Source organism: Chryseobacterium ureilyticum (assembly GCF_900156735.1).
Classification (GTDB): Bacteria; Bacteroidota; Bacteroidia; order Flavobacteriales; family Weeksellaceae; genus Chryseobacterium; species Chryseobacterium ureilyticum.
This window is the reverse complement of record NZ_FTOL01000001.1, coordinates 319,688-339,351: the sequence shown is the minus strand read 5'-3', so window position 1 is coordinate 339,351 and position 19,664 is coordinate 319,688. Positions and strand designations below refer to the sequence as shown.

At 29.4% G+C, this 19,664-nt stretch carries 16 protein-coding genes; 12 read left to right on the top strand and 4 right to left on the bottom strand.

Going from position 1 to position 19,664, the window contains the following annotated elements:
• Positions 1-504 precede the first annotated feature (504 nt).
• Together BW983_RS01400 and BW983_RS01395 are read right to left on the bottom strand one after the other, a co-directional pair.
• A complete protein-coding gene (locus BW983_RS01400; protein WP_076549335.1) occupies positions 505-1,020 on the bottom strand; it encodes a hypothetical protein in 516 nt (171 codons plus the stop codon).
• A gap of 18 nt (positions 1,021-1,038) precedes the next feature.
• The gene (locus tag BW983_RS01395) at positions 1,039-1,983 is read right to left on the bottom strand and encodes a hypothetical protein (RefSeq protein ID WP_167369944.1); all 945 of its coding nucleotides are present in this window, start codon (positions 1,981-1,983) and stop codon (positions 1,039-1,041) included.
• Positions 1,984-2,612: 629 nt separating this feature from the next.
• Between BW983_RS01395 and mnmE the strand changes: the two genes are divergently transcribed.
• From mnmE to BW983_RS01345, 9 genes are all read left to right on the top strand, one after another.
• Positions 2,613-3,998 carry a tRNA uridine-5-carboxymethylaminomethyl(34) synthesis GTPase MnmE gene (mnmE, locus tag BW983_RS01390; RefSeq protein WP_076549332.1) on the top strand — a complete coding sequence of 462 codons (1,386 nt, stop codon included), beginning with the start codon at positions 2,613-2,615 and terminating at the stop codon, positions 3,996-3,998.
• A gap of 244 nt (positions 3,999-4,242) precedes the next feature.
• A complete protein-coding gene (locus BW983_RS01385) occupies positions 4,243-4,788 on the top strand; it encodes a helix-turn-helix domain-containing protein (protein ID WP_076550769.1) in 546 nt (181 codons plus the stop codon).
• A 15-nt stretch (positions 4,789-4,803) separates the two neighbouring features.
• Positions 4,804-5,961: a tyrosine-type recombinase/integrase gene (locus BW983_RS01380; protein WP_076549331.1), complete on the top strand. Its 1,158-nt coding sequence runs from the start codon at positions 4,804-4,806 to the stop codon at positions 5,959-5,961.
• Between the two features lie 22 nt (positions 5,962-5,983).
• Positions 5,984-7,783 (top strand): hypothetical protein, encoded by a 1,800-nt coding sequence (locus BW983_RS01375; RefSeq protein ID WP_076549329.1) that lies wholly within the window; start codon positions 5,984-5,986, stop codon positions 7,781-7,783.
• Positions 7,784-7,856: 73 nt separating this feature from the next.
• Positions 7,857-8,222, top strand: a complete 366-nt coding sequence (locus BW983_RS01370; protein WP_228408928.1) for a hypothetical protein — start codon at positions 7,857-7,859, stop codon at positions 8,220-8,222.
• A gap of 57 nt (positions 8,223-8,279) precedes the next feature.
• Positions 8,280-9,092, top strand: coding sequence for a hypothetical protein (locus BW983_RS01365; protein ID WP_076549328.1), 813 nt, complete (start codon positions 8,280-8,282; stop codon positions 9,090-9,092).
• A 115-nt stretch (positions 9,093-9,207) separates the two neighbouring features.
• Complete coding sequence (locus BW983_RS01360) at positions 9,208-9,558, top strand: helix-turn-helix domain-containing protein (RefSeq protein ID WP_076549326.1); 351 nt, start codon at positions 9,208-9,210, stop codon at positions 9,556-9,558.
• A 31-nt stretch (positions 9,559-9,589) separates the two neighbouring features.
• Complete coding sequence (locus BW983_RS01355) at positions 9,590-10,582, top strand: hypothetical protein (RefSeq protein ID WP_076549325.1); 993 nt, start codon at positions 9,590-9,592, stop codon at positions 10,580-10,582.
• A 1,589-nt stretch (positions 10,583-12,171) separates the two neighbouring features.
• The gene (locus BW983_RS01345) at positions 12,172-12,774 is read left to right on the top strand and encodes a DUF4468 domain-containing protein (RefSeq protein ID WP_076549321.1); all 603 of its coding nucleotides are present in this window, start codon (positions 12,172-12,174) and stop codon (positions 12,772-12,774) included.
• Between the two features lie 71 nt (positions 12,775-12,845).
• On the opposite strand, the gene BW983_RS01340 is transcribed toward BW983_RS01345, so the two are convergent.
• Together BW983_RS01340 and BW983_RS01335 are read right to left on the bottom strand one after the other, a co-directional pair.
• Complete coding sequence (locus BW983_RS01340) at positions 12,846-13,871, bottom strand: reverse transcriptase family protein (RefSeq protein ID WP_084184261.1); 1,026 nt, start codon at positions 13,869-13,871, stop codon at positions 12,846-12,848.
• 79 nt (positions 13,872-13,950) lie between these two features.
• Positions 13,951-14,685 (bottom strand): DUF3800 domain-containing protein, encoded by a 735-nt coding sequence (locus BW983_RS01335; RefSeq protein WP_076549318.1) that lies wholly within the window; start codon positions 14,683-14,685, stop codon positions 13,951-13,953.
• Positions 14,686-14,840: 155 nt separating this feature from the next.
• On the opposite strand from BW983_RS01335, the gene BW983_RS01330 reads away from it, so the two are divergent.
• The 3 genes from BW983_RS01330 (at position 14,841) to BW983_RS01320 (ending at position 19,640) form a co-directional block, all read left to right on the top strand.
• Positions 14,841-16,721, top strand: coding sequence for a hypothetical protein (locus BW983_RS01330; RefSeq protein ID WP_076549317.1), 1,881 nt, complete (start codon positions 14,841-14,843; stop codon positions 16,719-16,721).
• Positions 16,721-18,478 (top strand): hypothetical protein, encoded by a 1,758-nt coding sequence (locus BW983_RS01325; RefSeq protein ID WP_076549315.1) that lies wholly within the window; start codon positions 16,721-16,723, stop codon positions 18,476-18,478. The genes BW983_RS01330 and BW983_RS01325 overlap by 1 nt, the downstream gene beginning before the upstream one ends.
• A gap of 268 nt (positions 18,479-18,746) precedes the next feature.
• Complete coding sequence (locus BW983_RS01320; RefSeq protein ID WP_076549313.1) at positions 18,747-19,640, top strand: helix-turn-helix domain-containing protein; 894 nt, start codon at positions 18,747-18,749, stop codon at positions 19,638-19,640.
• Positions 19,641-19,664 lie beyond the last annotated feature (24 nt).

The following is a 19,664-nucleotide window of genomic DNA, read 5'->3' as shown; positions in this document are numbered from 1 at the left end:
TTTTTCAATTTACCATAATCAATTTAAACAAATTGGAAATCAAACCATTAAACCAATAAACACATATATAGTGTATCTGTGTCGTAGGTGTTTTTTTGGAGACATTTATGATTATTAAATATGTTTGTCACGTGAAAAGCATCAACATTTAAAAATTTACTCAAAAGGCAATTCACTTAATTCCTGATACAGTAAATCCGTCTTTTAATTCATGAAAAACCTAAGAAACGAGATTTCTTTTAAATAATATCTGCAAAAATACAAACGAAGAAAAAAGAGGTCCAGATTAACACAATACTCTACGATGAAACAGATATCTTGTAAGGTATGTAATCTACATTATTTGTTTAGCTAAAAAGAGATTACAATTACCTGATTGTAATCTCTTATTTTTTTATTAAATACAGTCTTATAAAAAAGCAGCGATATAACTACATTATACCACTGCTTCAATACACATTATAAACTTATATAAGCCGGCTTTCCGGCATAATTTATCTTTTATTATTTCCAGTAATTCCAAACGGTTCCGTCAAATATAGCCAGTGTTTTACTGGTTGTATCATAACATATCATCCCCGGATATGGATTTTTAACATTTACATGAGGTGTTGCTATCTGAGGAAGGATCATCGCCTTATCTGAAGATTCCAATACCAGTACGCCGTCTGCTGTACTGGTGGCAGCCCCCATTATTACTCCCTTCCCTAGTTCTGCAGATGTATTCGCAACAACAGCACTAGAGTTTCCAGCATCGGAAAGTGGTTTCCATGTATCATTTTCATACACTTTCACTTTATTATCAGTCACATCAAAAATAAAAGTTCCATTTACCAGAGTTCCGGTAGGAAGTCCTGACGTTGCTGGAAGGATTAATCCTTTTGTATTCCCAGCCACATTATTGAAATCCAAAACCGTGCTATTGCCGTCTACCACTTGTTTTCCAATGGCTACTTGAGCAATAGAAAGATTAAAAATAACAAGTGCAGCTACTATACTTATATTTCTTATATTTTTCATAATACTTTATCAATTAGATTAATCGTTACAACTTCTTTCTACACATTTCCACACAGTACCATTATAAAGCTTTACACATTTATCCTGGATATCATATAATAACATTCCTTCTTTTGGGTCTGTAATAGCATCTCCAGGTTGTGGGGTCTGGCTTACGTGCTGAACTCTTGTAATCACAAAACCTTTATTTTTTGCCTCCATAGCAAGGAAACCATTAGGAACATTTTCTGGCCACGCATTGTTTTTCTCCTGTACTGTAATTCCGAATTTGGTAAAACTATCAGGAGTTCCTGTTGTTCCAGCCTTCGTACAGAATGAATCTATTTCATTAATAATCACTGGTGCATTTCCACAAACGTCTTTATCATCTGACAATCCACTTGGCCAAAGAGATGGACATGTAGCTGACGTAGCATTCGGACCACAGAAACTTGCATTTCCCATACCTAATCCCACAACAGACCCCATAGCGATTGCCACAATCTGACTGTCGTTACTTATTACAGAGGCTCCACCACCCCCACTTACATCTGCCTTGGCAATACAGTAAGCCTTACCTGTAGGTATACCTACGTACTTAACCGATGGATATGTAGTAGATTGCTGCGTAAAGGTTCCACATATCTCTACCACACTATTAGTTCCCATCTCAATCATAGAAGTACGCCCCGGATAAAATTCGGCTTGACTTGGATCTCCCTGAACTACAGCTCCCGTTAGAGAAAGAAATGATTTTGTGCCCAACTTAACTCTTGAGTCCATATTACTTCCATACACCCCGATTATAATGGACCCATTAGATTTCACACTTGCTCCATCAGCAATTTCAAGAGTACCCATTACCTGAACACCTGAAACCTGAAACTGCCCGGACTGTACAATAAGGGTCGCTCCATTAGGAATATTTGCACCACTGAGTGTTGTATAACCTCCATTGATACAATATGTATTTCCACTTGTCATAACCTGCCCTGTATACGGTATACACTGTGCGTTTATGACGCTGTAAAAGGCAACCATTAACAGAAAAATCATTTTCTTATTAATATTGAAAAAATTTAAATCCCCCATGTCTTTTTATAGTATTTTAACGAATTATTTTCATTTTATTGATAAAAATATGATATTTCCATATCCACGATCGCCTAATCAACAATTAACATACCAAACTTGTAACCAACAGTAAAATAACAATATAATACTGTGCCTAATTTTTCGGTTATTGAAGAATACTTTTTTATAACATCAAATACAAAAGAAATACAAACAACTAAAGAGCAACATTTTATCTACTTAAAATTAAGATATATTTAAGATATCTTTTTATATTATTTAAAATTTCAATATAGTTGTCATTTATATATGTTTACTGATAGCGAAAAAACAAGGCTCGTCTTTATGAATTTCATTAAAAAACAAAACTTCAGACACTTTATTCGCATATCACACACGTATTGATCTAAAATTTAACTATGAAAGTTGATAGTTTTAACCTATATATTCATAATCTCAATCATCAAATTCAAAAGTGAAAGATTCTCTGAATTGTTTTATCTGAATAAAATTTACTTTAAAAACCGTAAATTTGCACCATGAATAACGATACCATTTGTGCACTGGCTACAGCCAATGGAATAGGTGCCTTAGGCATTATCAGAGTATCAGGAGATGATGCTTTACCAATAGTTCAGAAGAGTTTTCCAACAAAAAAACTGGAAAAACAGAAGTCTCATACTATTCATTACGGATATTTTATGGATGGTGAGGAAGCTATTGATGAGGTTATGCTTTCGATTTTCCTGGCTCCGAAGAGTTTCACTACAGAAAATTCTGTAGAGATTGCTTTTCACGGTTCACCACATATTGGAAAACGTATTCTTGAGACTCTTATTAAAAATGGCGCAAGAATGGCTAAAGCTGGAGAATTTACCCTTCGTGCTTTTATTAATGGGAGAATTGACCTTTCCCAGGCGGAAGCCATTGCTGATGTAATTGCGTCTGAAAACGAAGCCTCTAGAAAGGTAGCAATCAATCAATTGAAGGGTGGAATTACCAACGAAATATCTTTATTAAGAACTGACTTATTGAATTTTGTTTCACTGATAGAGCTGGAACTAGATTTCGCTGAAGAAGATGTAGAGTTTGCAGACAGAACTGCTTTAAGCGGATTACTGGATAAAATTGATCATAAACTGATCTCTCTTATTGAAAGCTTCCAATATGGAAATGCCATTAAGAACGGAACAGCAGTAGCTATCATCGGAAAACCCAATGCCGGAAAATCTACCCTACTGAACGCTTTACTAAAGGAGGAAAGAGCTATTGTAAGTAATATCGCCGGAACTACAAGAGATACTATTGAAGAAATTCTTCATATTAAAGGTCATGCTTTTCGTCTAATCGATACTGCAGGTTTACGTGAAACTGTAGATGAAATTGAAGCCATTGGGGTGAAAAAAGCTAAGGAAAAGGTAGAAAATGCCAATATCCTAGTATATCTGGCGGATGCTGCTACGGAAGATTTTGCTGAAGATATTGAGATGATCCAATCTTTATTGAGAGAAGATCTGAAATTAATTATCTGTGCTACAAAGATTGATGAGGTTACTCCTACAAAATATGAGGCTGTAGAAGATATCTTCAGAACTGCTATTTCTCATGAGTTTGACTTCATTAAAATATCAGCTGTTGAAAATCAAAACATTCAGGATTTAAAAAATGAATTATCATCTTATGTTGAGCATTTAAAATCTGAGGAGAATAATGTTGTGATTACTAATCAACGTCATTTTGAAGCACTTCAAAAATCATTGGATGCTGTAAATAAAGTAAAAGAAGCTATTTCTTTCCAGATTTCTACTGAATTACTGGCATATGAATTAAGAAATGCATTAGAGCATCTCGGTGAAATTTCCGGAGAAGTGACAAATGATGAGGTATTAGGAAATATTTTCTCTAAGTTTTGTATCGGAAAGTAACTATTACAAAATATACAATCAAAAAACCTGTATTAATACATTTAAAAGCCTTATTTATAAGGCTTTTTTCTTTTTTACAAATATATGTTTCTTTTGCGTTGTTTTGTTATAATTGGTACAAATTTGTACCTTTGCTGTACCTCAAACGAAATTTTAAATGGATTTCGATTTTTTTAGGTTTTTTGGTTGTCACTTTTACACAATATTAAAAACTTTAATACAATTTGATGCAAAACAAAGTGAAATGAGTAGCAGAATAAAAATACAACGTATTTGCGAGTATTGTAGTAAAGAATTTACTGCAAGAACTACTGTAACAAAATGTTGTTCGGATGATTGTGCTAAACGTGCCTACAAAGCACGTAAACGTGCGGAGAAAATAAATGTTTCTATTACTGAAACACAACATATTAAAGAAAGGCGAAATGAGGACTTAAGAACGAGAGAATTTTTAACCGTTATGCAAGTTGCAAAATTAATTGGTTGCTCAAAACAGAATATTTATAAACTCATCAATACAGGAAAGTTAAAAGCAACTAATATTTTAATAAAAAAGACAATTATAAAACGTTCGGAAATTGATAAATTATTTAATACACCAAAACAAAAGCAGGAAATTATAAAACCGCTGGAAGTTTCAGAATGTTATACAATTTCGGAAGTACAGGATAAATTTAAAGTTTCTCAATCTGCATTGCAGAATATTATAAAAAGAAATAATATTCAAAAAATGAAAGAAGGAAAGTTTGTATATGTTCCTAAGGTAATTATTAATGATATTTTTAAGTAAATCAAAAGGTAAAAAATGATAACCAAAGTTACACTAAGAGATAAGCTTATTTCTAAGGGGCGTAAAAGTCTTTATTTAGATTTTTATCCAGCAATACCACATCCAAAAACTGGGAAGCCGACTCGTAGAGAATTTTTAGGGCTTTATGTTATTGATAAAGCTAGAGCAGTAATAGATAAGCAGCATAATTCTGAAACGATAAAGATTGCTGAAAGCATAAGACAAAAACGAGAAAACCTTTTGAATAAACCTGAGATATACAGCGAGTATGAAAAGCAACAACTGAAAATTAAAGAACAAGGAGAAATAAATTTTGTTGAATATTTCCAAAAGTTGGCAAATAAACGTAAAGCAAGTAATTATGATAACTGGATTTCTGCGCTTTATTATCTCGAAACGTTTACTGATGGGAATTTAAAATTTGTCGACCTTAACGAATCTGTTTTAGAAGATTTCAAAGATTTTCTACTAACCACCAAAAGCAAAAAAAGTGATAAAGCAATTCTTTCTCGGAATTCAGCAGTTTCATATTTTAACAAAATCAAGGCAACACTAAAACAGGCTTTTAAAGATGGGATTTTACAAACCGACCTCAATGCTAAAATTAGCCCCATAAAACCCGAAGAGACCCGAAGAGAGTATCTTACTATTGAAGAACTTAACGAATTGGTAAAAACGCCTTTTAAAAATGATTTGTATAAACGGGCAGTATTATTTTCTGCATTGACAGGATTACGATTTTCAGATGTGAAAAAAATGGTTTGGAGGGAGATGGAGTATATAAATGGACAAGGCTACTTTATTAATTTTGATCATAAAAAAACTAAAGGTGTTGAAGTCTATCCAATTTCAGAACAAGCGTACAATCTAACGAAAGGTAGTGAAAACCCCAAAGAGATGGAGCAAAACAAAAACGTTTTTGAGAATCTAACTTATTCAGCTTATCACAACAAACAATTAGCAAAATGGATTTTAGAAGCTGGAATAACAAAAAAAATATCCTTTCATAATTTTCGCCATACGTTTGCAACTTTGCAGCTTTATAACGGAACAGATATTTACACAGTTTCCAAAATGTTAGGACATAAAAATTTGAAAACAACGCAGATTTATGCTAAAATAGTTGATGAGAAGAAGCGAAATGCCGCAGATAAAATAAAATTAGATTTGTAAAATTTAAAATCATTAAGATACAATGCTTACAGAAAACGTTAAAAATTTATTCAAATTTATTGACTTCCTGCATTCGAAAATTGACTATTTATTGAGCAAACAAAATTTGATTAATAAAACAAACGAATTGCTTGAAAAACGAAGTTCTATAAGACCAAGGGAAAATTATAAGTCTAAAATTGAGTATGATAAGCTACAAATACAAATAGCAGAGCAGTTTGATATTGTTGATGCAGAAATAATACTTCCTTTAAAAGAAAAAATAAAGGAATTGAATATTGCAGATATTAGTACACCGATAATAAATTTGACAGCACAATCTGATTTATTTGAACTTCAAAGAAATTTTAATGAAGATGATTTACACTCAATATTTGAAGCGAAACAAAAATATCTAAACTTTAGAAATGAAACGAATTTTGATTTTTATTTGCAATTCTTTTTCTTTGAATTAGACAGAACTTTAAATGAATTTTATGAGTTTTTTAAAGATGGAGATTTTAATGAATTTAGTAAACTTCAAACAAATATTGTAACTGTTGAAAGTTTAGATGAGCAAGGAATAGCAAAAGCAGTAACAAAATTAACAAGCAATTCAAATAACTTACACTTTGAAACTTTCCCTGAATTTTTGAATTACTTCAAAACAAAATTTAATGATGTGGAAATAGATGAAAGGCATAGCGAAGCAAAAAGATTATTAGAACAACGAAAATTAAAATTAGAAAACAGCACTTTTCAAAGTGAAATTGATGAGATAAAAGAATTATCTGAAAGTGCAGTAAAAGATTTTAAGCATAAGCTAATGTTATCATTTACTAATGAAAATTATAAAACCAAATATAATGGAGGATTAAACCCTGTAATTGCAATTAGCAAATTATATTTTGAATATGAAAACCTTTACAATAGTGCAAAAAACAAAAGTGATATATTTAGGCGTTCAAATGATTTAAACAAAGAGGAAAAGACTTTGTTTTCAGACGTAAAATCTTTGCCATTTCAGCAAATTAAGGAAACGATAGGTTATTTTTCAATACCTGAGAATTTTGATGTTAATGATGATTGGGCGACACAAAAAAGAAAATGTGAAATACATAACCAATCTATTTACCGTAATTATGAAGAAAATTTAGCAAATGGTAAAAAACGAGTATCTGATTTAGTTTCAAAAATGCTTTTAGCAACAAATGCATCCAAAGAAATTTCATATTATGATTTATTAGAGCGACAGTTTAATCAAATCAAAAGCATTTTTTCAGTTGCCTTAGATTCTGAAATAGATAAAGGTTGTGAAATTGAAGGTATAGTTAATTTGTCTATTGAAAATAAATTCAAAGAAATGAGAAAATTCCATAAAAAATCTTTAATTGACATTGATGTATATTTAAAAACTTTAGAAGGATTAAGAAAACGAGATATTGCAAATGAAAATCTCACTAACTTAAAATTAGAACAGCCGAAACAAAATACAATAACAGAAAATAATTTATATGTAATAAAAACTGATCGAAAATATATTGCGAAAGAAAATGCTTTAGCATACATTTTTGATTTGTATGCTAAAGGCGAAGTGATACCGGTAAATGTAATAGATGGAGGTTATAATGCTATGGAATTAAAACGAATAGGTTCACTTAGAGGTTTTTCTCGTCCTGATACATTTTATAGAGCAGTAATAAGTGTTTTGAAGTTTGATTTAAACAAAATAAAAGATTTACAAGCTATATCAAAAGATTGGCTTAATGCAGTTGAAAAATTATCTAATAATTGGATAAAAACACAACAGTATTTGAAAAAGCAAAATTTAATAGAGGAATAACAGGGAAAAATCCCTAAGAATCCTCACCAAAATCCCTACTCAATTTTACTGCATAATTTAAAAATTAAAGATTATGCACAATGTTACATTAAGTCCTATTGAACTAAAAATACTTATTAATAGTATTGAGAAAAAAGCTACTGCAAACATTTTAAATACAAACAAAAATGAGCAACAACCTGAAAAGCTTTTAACTATTGAAAGCCAATTGAAAACCATATTTCAATATTTGCAACATCATATTGCAACGGCTTCAATGATTGCAGAAGCAACAGGAGTTCCTCAAAAAAATATTTGTAGATATAAGAGAGATTTGGAAAAAGCTGGAAGGCTCTGGGAAATTGAAAAAAGGAAATGCAAAGTAACAGGCTTTGAAGCTTGGTATCTTTCAACAAACCCTGATTATTCGCCAAAATCAAATCAATTAAGTTTATTCTAATGATGAGAACTCAACAAACAAACGTGATTACTTTTATTTATTAAAAAAAATAATACAATGATTTCCCATAATAATTCAGATGAAAAAGATGAAAACTTTATAAATGAAAATACAATTTTCTTAAGGCTTTTAGAAATCGATAAAAAACGTTTAGCAGGAGTTAGTATGTCAATTGCAGATATACCTTCTAATTATACAGCGACAACTTATTTTGATTTACTGATTGAGGAATTAACTAAATCATTTAAAGAAATTATAGATGATGGAGGAAAGAAAGAAAAAATTTTGTACATAATTGATAGCTTAATTTTAAGTGTTGAGGTTGATTTAGCAGATCCAGTTTTAATTAATATAAAGAGTTCGAACGATTACTTTTTAAAAAAGCTAATGCATTTAAAGCATTTATTTTCTTTTAATGCTCCATCAGCTCCGAAAATTGAAAAGCAATTACCAGAAATACTAGAAAAATCAATACGATTTTCAAATAACGAAATAATAGAAGTTCTACATTCCTTATTGAAAGACTATTTCGAAAATTCCGAAAATGAATTACTAAAAGTTTTGAAAGGACAATCAATTAAAAGGTTATTATTATTTCCAAGTAATCAGAATAAGTTTGTTGAAGTTTTCAAAAGAGCTAAGTATAATGGTTTTATTTTAAGTTCATCAACAGAAATAAAAAGCTGGATTTGTTCGAACTTTATGTACACAAAAACGAAAGGAGTATCGAAAACTCTTGAAAAATTCAATCCGAATTCTGTTTGGGATATTCTCACAAAGGATAAAGGTCAACCAAAACCATCAGAAAGAATTTGCGTTTGTGATATTTTACCTTTTAAAAGTTATTCTCAAAGAAACAGAGAAACATAAAGCCAAAAAAACATAAAATACGATACCCCCAATATGCCCCATATACTAAAAGGATATTGATAGGGGTATTCTTTGCTTTATTCCTTTGCGACAGCTTTACAAAAAATATGTAGCAATGGAAAAGTTAACATTTGAACAGTTACCCGAAGCGGTAACAAGGCTAACCAAAGAAGTTAGCGAACTAAAACAACTTTTAATCAATAAAAGTGAGCAGCAACCTATCCAGCAACCCGAAAAACTTTTAAATATTCAAGAAGCAGGAGAACTTTTGAATCTTACTGTACCCACTATGTATAGTAAAGTTTCAAAAGGTGAGCTTCCTGTAATGAAGAGAAGCAAACGCCTGTACTTTTCCCGAACCGAACTTATACAATATCTAAAAGCTGGTAAAAGAAAATCTTCTGCAGAAATTGATGCAGAAGCAGAACTTTATTTATCAAATTCTAAAAAAAATGGAAGACAGTAAGTAATCCATTGACCCCAAAAAGATGATTAGAATGATAGATTACCTCAAATTTTCCTCCGAAAGCCAAACGATAATAAGCCAACTATTAGATATGCAGAGTTTTGAACGTTACCAACATCGAAATAATAATTATATAGGACTGTGTAAATATGGTAGATTGATGAGGTTAGATTTTAGAAAGGTGTTTGAAAATGGCAAACTAATAGGTTTTCATCATGTGGAAATTTCGATAAGCCCTCATTATCATTTTAATAATTACCAACACAATGGAAACGATTTCACGCCTGAAAACTGTATTAAAACCATACTCGATATTCTAACATATTTAAGGATAAAACCCCATGAGTACAGCCTATTAAAAATAGTAAATATCGAATTTGGTTTAAATATTGTTCCCGAAATGGATATTAAAAGTCTCATCAATTGGATTTTATACAGTAAGAAAACATCTTTTGTAGTTCCCAATTCTGAAATCCCCTATTTTAAAATTACCAATACAACGAAATACAAACAAATAAAAGCATACGCTAAAGGTTTACATTGTCATGAAGTTTTAAACGCACCCGAAATTGATGCTAATACTTTTCGTTTCGAGATCAAAAGTAAAAAAAGCGCGAATATTAAAAAATATGGAATAGATACCGCAATAGATTTATTTAAACCAGAAACTTACCAAAGACTAGCGCAAGAAATTATAGCTGAATGGGAACATATATTATTAATCAATAAGAGTTCTGATTTTAGCGGCTTAAAAAAAACTGAAGTGGAATTTATTCAAAAAACGAATGAAAAAGATTTTTGGCGTGAATTAATAACGGAAAAACACCGCAATACATTTGGAGAAAACAAAGTTAAATACTACAAACTTTTGAGCGGAAAAGGTAATCTACACACGAAAATAAAAGGACAAATAATTGATAAACTAATTGATTTGCAAAAATGTGCATACTTCTCACAAGGACACCTTACTAATAAAGGAAATCTTTATTCTGAGAAATCCATCATAAAAGAGATAAACGGATAATCTGCACATTTTAATATTTAGTAAATAAATTAGATATTTCTACCCACCTTAATAGAAAAGCCCCTGAAAATACAACCTTAAAGCTCACTAATGAAAACAAGTAGAAAAGGTATAGTAAATAATAAAATCACACTCCACCTTTAGAATTAAATATAATTACGTCAAAGAAACTCCTTTAAAAATTACAAATCTATTCTAATAATTAGCTTAAAAAAATAATAGTTAGTGTAAAAGCGCTTTTTTGATTTAAACATTACTTGTAAGTATTATCAATAGGTAGTTTAAATGTTTTTTTAATTTTGATGCCTTTTAAAAAATTACTAGCTTTAATAACTATAAATAAATCTTTAATATTTTCGTTAAATGTATTTTTAGATTCACCAATTATAAAAATAATAAGGTGTAAAAAGTCAAATATTTTTTTGAAATCATTTCGGGCGACAAAAAATGTGTGTGTAAACATTATGAATAAAGGTTTTATTGGTGTTTTGTTTTACAACGTAAACCGAAAAAAGTTACTAAGTAATACAACTGAAATGAAAGTTACTATTTTACAATGCTTTTCTAGTCTAGTAATATTCAGTTTAAATGCATTCTAGTCCATAACACGAAATCGAACATGGTTTAAAACGCTGTTTCGCCCATGTTTGAAAATCGAATACGGTTCACAATGCATTCTAGCCCATAACATGAAATCGAACATGGTTTAAAACGCTGTTTCGCCCATGTTTGAAAATCGAATACGGTTCACAATGCATTCTAGTCCATAACATGAAATCGAACATGGTTTAAAACGCTGTTTCGCCCATGTTTGAAAATCGAATACGGTTCACAATGCATTCTAGCCCATAACATGAAATCGAACATGGTTTAAAACGCTGTTTCGCCCATGTTTGAAAATCGAATACAGTTCACAATGCATTCTAGTCCATAACATGAAATCGAACATGGTTTAAAACGCTGTTTCGCCCATGTTTGAAAATCGAATACGGTTCACAATGCATTCTAGCCCATAACATGAAATCGAACATGGTTTAAAACGCTGTTTCGCCCATGTTTGAAAATCGAATACGGTCTTAATATCATTTCGATTATAGATCAGATCATTGGATAAAAATTCATCATCAATATTAAAAACACATGCAAAAAAATTAACATTACAAAAGGGAATATATTTTTTTAATATTTTCTGATAGGATCAAAAAATATTAAAAAAAATGCTAAATTTGGAACATTAATTTTAACGATTACACAAGCGTAAGCTATCGTTTTGGCTACTGAAAACTGCGAATCTTCAAAAAGACAAAACTCGATAGACTTACGCCCGTGCCTAATTACTGGTACGGGCTAAGTCTTTCTTGTCTTTTGGGTTCTTCGCAGTACCTCAGTAGCAGACTGGCTTTAGTTCCGTACCTTTTGCATTGTGATAACCTCTACTTTCGGAACTGGTAGAATAACTTTTTAAAATGATAAAAGTATTTTACATTATTCCTTTGTCAATTATGGTTTTCCGTAGGGATGTTTTGTGCAAAATACTTTATTTGCTTTTCACAAAATAATTCAAACTTAACAATATAAAGACAAAAATTATGAAACGAAGAAACTATGCTTTTTATACGCTGTTATTTTTAGTATTTTCCAACAATGTATTTTCGCAGGAAGCAAATCCCACAGAAACACCCTCCCCAACGGAATTTATAGTTAATAATGAACAACAATTGACTGACTTTATTGTTATTCCCTGTGAAGGAAAAGCAAGAGAAGAACTTTATAAAAAAATAGTCGAATGGATTAATAAGACCTATAACAAGCCGAACGAAGTGATAAAAGCACAAGTGGAAAATAATTATATCCGTTTTCAGGGTTTAGAATCAAAAGGATATTGCAGGAAACCAATGGTTTTGATTTGTGAAGACATACGATATGAAATTGAAATTTCTGTAAAGGATGGAAAATATAAGTTTGATGTTGTGAAATTGGAAAGTGCAGAGACAAGTAAATATGGAAATATTATAGGTTGGAGTGAAATTACATTTAAAAAAGGTTGGATGAATTTTAAAAGTAATGGAGAAGTTCGTGACCAGTATAAAGATACTATGCCAAAAATCGCAAGATATATTAATTCTTTAAATCAAAATCTACACGATTATATTTATAATCAAAATGAGACGGCAAAAAGCAATAATTGGTAATTTGTCATTGTAATTTAAAAGCCCAATCTTAAGATTGGGCTTATATTATATTTTTAAATTAAAGTTGATATTTAATCTCTTCTTCTATTATTTAATAATTCTAGATGAAGTGCCGCAAATTGTGGTTCTATAGATTTTATATACATAAGCCAACCTACAATATTATTATGTAAATAATCCTCATATGAATCTACACTTTCCTTTACTCTTGAATTTTTGAAATATTCGTGCGGTTTACGTCCTAATTTTTTTAATATATGATTCCTATACCCGTACTTATTAATATAAAATATTTGTAATCTTAATTTCCTTTTTATTCTTTTGGGAACTCGTGGGAGTGTACCATCAAAAATAGTGAGACCAGTTACATATTGATTTCTCCCTCTTTTCATAATTTTGGTTTTATCATGATTTATACTAAAACCAAAATCATTTATAATCTTTATTATGTCTGTAACTTGTGTCACAGTTATTTCTTCATTGGAAGAAAACGATAAATCATCAGCATATCTAGAATAAGTAAGATTAGGAAATACTGTTTCAAAAATTAAATCAATTTTTTTGAAATACATATTGGCAATTGTAGGACTTGTATGAAATCCTTGAATTAATTTATTATCCACAGTTGTTATATTCGCTAATACTTTGGCAATTGATTCTATAAATTCATATTCTTTAAAACAATTAATAACCATTTCTTTATTAATTGATTCAAAGAAATTCTCGATATCAATAGATAATAAATATTTTTTCTCGAGATGAGGTGTTGCGTTTGTTCGAATGTTTTTTCCTTTTACAAAACCATGTACAGAGGTTGGAGCTACATAAACTTTATTTAGTCCAGAATTAGTTACTTTTAACAAATTTTTTAAGGTTTCTGCAATAGGTTCATAAACTTCCCTTTCACCAAACTTTTTATTTCTCTTAGGAATGCAGAATTTTTTTAAATTTAAAATACTATCGGGATGTAAGTTAAATGTCTTTGCACACGTGTCATCAATTAAATATTCATTTTGTGATAATTCATTAAGACTTTCCTCATTAATTCTTAGAGCGTTGCTTAATTGTTTAGTGTCAGTAATAATTTGTGGATTCATATTAATAAACGGAGGAAGATGAGGTAAGAAGTAAATGTTTATTTCCAATCGAATACGGAATCATATTCTATAATTACCCTCACTCTTCCTCCAAAATTTTTCTTAAATTATCTAAACTAATTTCGGATGACCTTCTGCTAAAGTATTCATCAGAATTCCAAATGTGAATTAAAGCAATTTTTTCTTTAATAATATTAAAATTCTGTTGTTGTCTCAGATTTTTTTCAAACTTTTTTTTATCCTTTTCAAAAATATTAAAAATTATATAATTTAAATAATCAATTAAAGATAAATTATGATTTCCTTTGTCTAAAATTGTAATTTCTATATCAATATTAGTAAATTCAGTCTTTATTTCATCTACAATTATTTTTAGGGATTTATTTTCAACCTCTAAAGTTTCTATAAAGATAATATGTTTATCAGTTGGATTTAACAAAACACGAGGTCTAATTAATCTCCTAATCATTTCTTTAATTATCTCATGGTCATTTTTATTAGCTTTTAAGTCACTAAAATATTTTGTTTTTTTTATAATGACTTCAAAGAAAGCTCTAAAATTTAAAAATGGTATTATTTTATAAAATGCAGTTCTTACATCAGGATGGTCATCCACTGCATGAAAAGGATTATTTAGGGCATCTTGATAATCTTCAAAATATAATTCACTTTTTAATTCTTCTCTAAGAGCTTCAATCGTCTCTTCGCTTAATATTGGAGTGTCGGTCTTAATACACCCAAATAAGAATATATCTTGATTATTATTAATATGCCCACTTTCATCTATAAAGTAATAAAAATTTTTTCCTGACATTATTGAGTTTTTGTTAAAGTTAACAATTCCTAAGATTAATAACTAAATAAATTTAAAAAGGTCTTAGAAAAATTGAATACAATAATATTAAAATAGAAGATTAACTCTACCTAATAAATTATATTTTTCTTTAAATTTATATCAAATTATTTTTGATGAGATTCGATATTAAAGAGCTTTTTGACTTAATTTTTAAATATGATAAATTACAGTTTTGTAATAAAGATATTCAGAATAAGGAGCAACTAATTAAAGAAAACATTTTAATTAAAGAAGGAAATTTTCTAACTGTTAATCTTAAAACGGATTTAATTTTTGAATATTTAATTAGTTATGCTGAAAGTATTTTAAACTTAAAGTTTCCTAGCGAAATTTCTGATTCACTTTTATTTTGTCAAAGTTTTCATGAAGAAATAAAAAAGATTAATAATGCTCCATTTGCAAATTCTTATAATATAATCATAGAAAATTTCGCTGCTTTTGTTTTGGCTAAACGTAATAGTAATGGTAAAGAAATTACTCAATTTTTATTGAATTTAACCGAAGAAGGGCGTGACCAAGAAAAGCATCTTTATGATTATGAGAAACACTATTATAATGCACAATTAAAGCTAGAAACTGATAAAGAAACTATCAGTAAAGCTATAAAACATTCTATTAATGACGAAATTCATAGGTTTTACACAACTCAATATGCTAATCAAATTTGTGAGAAAAAACCAATTTTCGCAAATGAACTTGTAGAATATTGGAGAGGTGATGAATTCGATTTATCATTCAAATATTTGCAAAAAATTATTCTTTCCAATTTATATAAACAAGACCATACGATTTTTAAAAAAGCATTTGAAGTTTTTGAAATTCATCCAAAAATTTTGATAAATTTTCTTGCGGACATAGACTATCAGAATGATGATGACTTGAAAACTGCTATTACTTTTGTTGAAAAAATAGAACTAGAGAACAATCTTTGTGGTTCTGAAATAGTTCAATTTTATGGAAAGTTATTAAAAATAAAATCAGATTCGGAAGAAATAAAAAATAAAGTGTTTGAAAAACTCTACGAATATTTTGATAAAAATGACGAAAATATTAGAGGTTGGATTATACACATTTTAATAAGAGATATTGATGGATTTGAATATGAAAGGTACAATTTTTTACATCATATCCTAAATACAACAAAGAACATTAGAATAATAGAACATTATTTTGACAAATTCAAAGATCCGAAATATTACTTTCATTTATTTCAATTTGCCTATAGTAAATTGGAGTTTAGAACAAACTTATCATTATTTAAATACGGAATAAGAAACTTTTGGAAGACAAATAGAATAGAAACAGAAAAATATATTTTGGAATTTCTATCAACCGAAAGCATTATACTAAGATTGGGTGGAATACATTTGCTTTTAATGGGCATTTTTCCTATAAATGCCTTAAATGTTGATTCGGAAATAGGACAATTAAGAACAATAGAAGGTTTTGAACGATTCCCTCACAGCATTGAAAAAACAGTCCCTTTTCTATTACAATTAAGAAATTCGAATTATAAATCCGTTAAAGAAGAATGTAGATTGACTTTGGGAAGATTGATTTTTGAAGCCTATCACGAATATATTTATAACATTATTGTAAGCCAATTAACCAATTCAAATTCGGATAAAAAATTAAAAAAATATTTCACCCAAATTTTAGATAGTTACAATAAAATGTGTGAGTTTAAAGGTAAAATCAATGACCTGTCACCTCATCATAATGAAAGTAATTTGATGGACTTATACTATAGATTGGAACACGAAAATCAAGCAAAGATGATGGAAGAAATAAAAGATGGTAAAGGGACTTTTTTAGAACATTTAGGAAAAACAAATGTTATTGTAAGAGGTAATGCTTGGAAATCAGACGGGCAAGACAATGTGGGAGCTTTAACCGGTCATCAGTACTCCGTTTATTTAGACGGTAGAACATATAAAAACCCCGATTTATATGAATATATCTTAAATTCAGATAAAAGCAAATATGATAATTAATGGATATTAAACCAATCATTGTTCGAGAATATTTAGAATCATTGACTGAAAGCGATGAATTAGATTCACTTTTTCCAATACTTTTAGAATCAAAAGGATTCACTATTCTTTCAAAACCCAAAGAATATAAAGGCTTCCCTCAGTACGGAAAAGATGTAGTTGCAGTTGGAAAAGATGAAGACGGAATACTAAAACGATTTTATTTTGAGATAAAAGGCGGGGAAGATAGAGATGTAACTACTACTACTTTTCATAAAAAAGACGGAATTGTTGAATCTTTACGAGAAGCAAAACATAGAGAATTTATTACTTCCCGAAAGAATTTCTATAATCTACCCTTGAAACTTGTTTTGGTTCATAATGGAGAAATGAAAGCCAATATTTCCGAAACATTTGATGGATTTATAAAGCAAGAATTTCCAGAAGGCGGAAATATAGAATTCGAAAGATGGGGTATTTCAGAACTTACAAAACTCTTTTCGGAAGATTTGTTTGGGGTTAATCTTTTGACCAATAAAAAGAATACAAAACTTTTTAACAAGGTTCTTATTAATCTAAATGTAAATGATGATATTCAAAATGATTTCGAATTGCTTGTTAATGCTTTATTGTTTGATGAGGTTTGGAAAGGATACAAAACTGTAATCCCAAGAAAATGGAAACTTATTTTTCAATCTTTAAAATTAATATCTTTTATAATATATACCGAATCAAAAGAATACAACAATTTAGAAATAGCAAAAAAATATATTTCTTTTGTTGTAATCAGATTTTGGTTTTGGATTCTTAAAAACAAACTGGAGAATGATAAAAAGATATTGTTCTACTATAATCAAATATTTCTTTTTTATTACGATTTATTGGATGAATACTTCTTTAGGACTTTGCCGATAGCAAAATTGAAAGACGGCTTATTTTGTGAAACAGGTGGGAGATATGAACAAATAGGTTATACTGTTAGAACTTTTGATTATATTTTCTATTTAACGCATTATCTTAAACTATCAATATTATTCAATCCAAATTTTGATAAAAATATTGCTCGAAATATTTTAGCGGAAATTTTGCGAGTAAACAATGTTTCAGTAAGACCCTTAATTGATATTCATTCCCAAACGATAATAAGTGTTTTGAACTTCTTTATTGCACTTAACGATATAGAATCAGCAAAAAAATATTTGATAGAAGTATGTGGTTATATTACATTAAGGCATAGGGATTATAAAATTTTACCCGATGCTAATAATAGTATTGCAAGTGTAATAAAATTTACAGAATCGAGAGTTAAACCAATATATTATTCAGATTCTACTTCCCCACTTTTAAATGTAATAATGGAATACTTGGTAATATTAGGAATTGAGGATAGATTTTCAATTATGAAAAAATTTATAAATGATAATCAAATTGATTTGGGATTGTTTGTACCTCATCTTAATAAACACTCTAAATCTTTACATTTGATAGAGGAAAAAGAACTGGATTTGGATGAACAATTATTTTCAAAATCTGTAAACGATGGTTATCAATCAGATTTGAAAATATCTAAAGTAGATTATGAAAACTTTGAATTAAATGCTGATATTAATTTTCAAGAGTTCAAAGAAAAGTTATTGAAAAGGAAGGATGAGTTTGAATATGAGTATAGAACAGATAAAGCTGGATATAGTTTTTTAAGAGACCTTGCGCATTTTCATTATAAAACACCATATTTTCCTGATATGTGGAGAGTAATGTTATTCGAGGAAAGTGAATAAGGTTACACTTTAAATATTTCCGAAAATCTCATCTTACTTTGTGGTTTTTTTTGACAATTTGTTAGATTTTGTATCTTATTTGTACCTATTTTATACAACTTATTGATTTATAGATTTTATTATTTTTTGTATCGGAAAGTAGACTATGTTTTAGATTGTATATAGATTACAATTACAACAATACGAAAAATCCTTTAAATGTAATGTTTAAGGGGTTTTTTATTTGTTTTCTGTTTTATTTAAAAAAATATTTTTCCAATATTTGTACATGGCATTATTTATAACTCTGGATAACGTTTATCAATTATATAATATTGATCCTTCAAAAAAGACAGACGGAATAGTTATATTCCACCAATTACCCCACTCAAGTAATGGATATACCGAACATAGCCGTTTATTTGATGGATTATTACTTGGCTTCATGATTAATGGCTCCATGAACATGCAGATCCATTTCCTAGATTACGAAATAAATGCAGGTGATATAGCAGTGTTACCACCACAGTTATTAATTGATACAAAATACTTGAGTGACGACGCAGAAATAGTAACAATTGGTATCTCTTTAGATTTCATGTCAGCATTTCCAATACTACGTGAATTTGTAATGAATAATCAGATACGATGGCAACCAGTAATAAGGCTTCGAGAGGATGAAATAATATTACAAAATGAATTAATAACTTTAATAAAAAATTTTCACAATAAAAAGCCAAGTCCAAATAAAGCTGAAATTCTTCGACATCTTGTCATGGTAGTGATCAATATGATTTCCGAAGTATATACTGAGATGCCCAAATCTAATGGTTCGTCAAAAAGTCGAACACACGAAATTATAGATGACTTTTATCAATTAATTTTAAAATACACCAAGGAACAAAGAAATGTTAATTTTTATGCAGAGAAACTTCACTTAACCCCTCAGTATCTTTCCACCTTTCTAAAAGAAAAAACGGGTAGATCTGTATCGCAATGGATTGATCATATTTTGATATTGGAAGCCAAAACACTACTCAAATCAACAAATTTATCAATCAAGGAAATCAGCAACAAATTAAACTTTGGGGAGACAAGCGTTTTCTGTAGATATTTTAAAAGAATAACAGGGGTATCTCCAAAATCATATAGAGATCAAGAGACAATAGCCAGACTTCCATAGGTAATTCGCCAATCACTTTACAAA